Annotated in this window: 1 protein-coding gene; it reads left to right on the forward strand. The window is 63.3% G+C overall.

Annotation, left to right across the window (positions count from 1 at the left end; all coding sequences use genetic code 11):
• Window positions 1–19 precede the first annotated feature (19 nt).
• Window positions 20–2,695: an S-layer homology domain-containing protein gene (locus H6A16_RS10435; protein ID WP_204618944.1), complete on the forward strand. Its 2,676-nt coding sequence runs from the start codon at window positions 20–22 to the stop codon at window positions 2,693–2,695.
• Window positions 2,696–3,076 lie beyond the last annotated feature (381 nt).

The following is a 3,076-nucleotide window of genomic DNA, read 5'->3' on the forward strand; positions in this document are numbered from 1 at the left end:
CACGGAAGGAGAAAGACGTATGACAGCTTGCGTCAACAGGAAGCATTCTAGGAGGGTCGCGGCCGTCATCAGCGCCTCGCTGGTGGGCGCCCTCTCCCTCGGCATCGCGCCCGTGGCCGCCATGGCCAACGAGGGCGACATCGAGCTGCTCGTGAACCAGGGCGTCGAGTTCACCGACGGCGAGATCACCGCCGCCGAGGACGAGGCGGGCAATGTTTACGAGGGCGACGCGCTCAAGAACGTGACCTTCGCCGACGACGGGGTGCATTACCTCATCCCGACGGAGGTCACCATCGACGGCAAGGCCTACGAGGTCGGCGATGAGTACGAGGGCGCGGAGATCAAGGTTACCTACTACAAGGCGGGCGGCACCGATGCATTCGCCGACGGCACGCAGGTCACCTGGCTCTCCGACAGCGGTGCCGGCATCAACGCTGCGGGCACCTACTACGCGGCGGTCTACCTCGAGGGCACCAGCGGCGCCGGTGTCGTCGTCCCCGTCAAGTTCACCCTCAAGGCCGCAAGCCTCGACGACGCCTATATCTGCGACGGTACCGACGCGGACGATAAGGTTATCGAATACAAGGACAAGACTCTCAGCTTCTCAGCCGACACTCTGAACGTCGCTGTGGACGGCAAGATTATTGAGGGCTACAGCGTCACGGTCTACAAGCAGGATGGCCTTGAGCCCGTTCGTCAGCCTGGCGTCAAGGACGCTGGCGAGTACTTCGCCCGCGTCACCTACAACGGCCAGACCAAGGATATCCCGTTTGAGGTGAAGGCCATCGATCTCGCCTCCGCCAAGATTGAGTTCGCCGACGGAAACGTTCTCTATGGCGATCTGAACGACGCCCTCCCGACCGAGATCAGCAAGATTGACGGAATGACAGTCACTAAGGACACCGCCAACAAGGACGAGTATATCCTTGGTGGCACTTCCATCAAGCTGTCCTGCGATTACACGGGCAACTACAGCACCCCCCAGAAGGGCGAATACACTTACACCCTGAACTCTTGGGCGGTAGGCGACGCCAGCCACACGAAACCGGGCAACAACGTCTACGGCACCACGACGGTGACGGTAGTCCGCTATGAGAATGAGGCCGAGTTCACCTATAGGGGAACAGAGCTCAAGGATTCCTCGACCATCTTCGACTTCGACGCCTCTCAGGTGAAGGCCTACGACAAGCTCACCTCCGGCCGCGAGGAGATTCCCGTCGAGATTGCCTACTATGAGTATGACGAGGACACTAAGGATTACACTGTCCCCGTTACCGCTGAGCAGGTGAAGACGCCCGGCAAGTACCAGGCGGAGATCAAGGCCGTCGACAGCACCTACACCTACGGCGGAATTGTCAAGGTCAATTTCGAGATTGCTGCGACGCAGGTCGAATCCGATGAGGTTTACGTCCGTTACAACGGCGAAGCCGTCAGCGCCGGCGAGACCGTCGACATCTACAGCGGCTCTGACCTGATGCCGAACCTCACTGTCGACGCGAAGGACATCGATGGCAACCCTGTCGACGCCTCCGAGTTCGACGTCACCGTCACTGACTCCGACGGCGAGGAGGTCACCGAGATCGTAGACGCCGGCACCTACACCGTGACCGTCAAGTCCAAGGACGGCTCGATGTACGAGATCGCCAACAACTCTGGCAACGAGTCCATCACCTTCAAGATCGATGCGGTAAATGCAGTTTACGGCGATGTCCAGACCGGCACTACCGGCACGCCCGCGAAGCCCGTCTACGAGTATCTGCCGACCGGAAACGCCCAGCTGCGCTTCGCCGGCACCATGACCTACGGCACCGATAAGGCCACGACCTACCTGTACACCGGCGAGCCCGTCGTCCCGACCTTCGAGTACGACCTCATCGCCGACGTCCAGGGCTACGACGAGTCCGAGGAGTGGATCGCCCTTCCCGCCGACTCCTACAAGGCCTCCTACCAGATGAAGGACGCCAAGACCGGCAAGTGGTCCAAGGTCGACGAGTGCGTCGAGCCCGGCACCTACAAGGTGACCCTCACCGACTCCCGCGCCGACGCCAACCACGACGTCGAGTTCGAGCACGAGTTCACGATCACCAAGGACCGCGTCTTCAACGACGTCCTGAACGACCAGTGGTTCTCCGAGTACGTCTACAAGGCGGCCCAGGAGGGCTGGATGAACGGCTACGCCGGCACCGACTTCTTCGGTCCCGAGGACTCCATCAAGCGCGGCGACGTCGCGGTCGTCCTCTACAAGATGGCCGGCCAGCCCTGGCTGACGGACGATGAGGGCCACAAGGACGAGAACGGCAACTACGACACCGGCTTCGCCGACCAGGTCGACGGCATGTACTACAACGAGGCCATCGCTTGGGCCAAGGCCGCCGGCATCGTCACCGGCGACACCGGCACCAACATGTTCCGCGCCGAGGACACCATCTCCCGCCAGGAGCTCGCGGTCATGCTCGGCCGCTACGCCGCCCTGTGCAAGGAGGACGTCGCGGGCGCCGAGGCCGACCTCTCCGCCTACACCGACGCCGCCTCCGTCGCCGACTGGGCCGAGGACGGCGTGAGCTACCTCGTCGAGGCCGGCGTAATGGGCCAGGACGTCGACGTCCTTCGCCCGACCGACCCGATCAACCGCGCCGAGGTCGCCACGATGGTCGTCCGCCTGTCCGACGTCTTCGACTTCGACCTGCTCGACTAGCATCCGGCCGGATGATCGCTGGGTGAGCCCCGCATAGGCCAATCCGCATGGAAGGAGGAGGGGAGCCGATACAGTTCCCCTCCTTCCATATGAAACGGCGCATGCCGCCTTCCCGCAAAGGGAGGGCGGCATGCGCCGTTATTGCCTTCTTCGCGACAGCTTGCATCCAGTGCGTTCAAGGCCCGGGGGCCCCACGCGTCCGGGCCCCCGGGCCCGGCCCGCCGGGAGGCGGGCCGGAGCGGTCGGGAGCTAGAGGGTGCCCCTTAGGCCTCGGGCAGCGCCTCGGGCTGGAAGCGCACGGCGATCGTGGCGACCGCGCAGCGCTGGATGTTCTGCTTGGCCCACAGCTCGTCGGTGCCCTGGCCGAAGATGCCGTTGTCG

Source organism: Collinsella tanakaei (assembly GCF_016900375.1).
Lineage (GTDB): Bacteria > Actinomycetota > Coriobacteriia > Coriobacteriales > Coriobacteriaceae > Collinsella.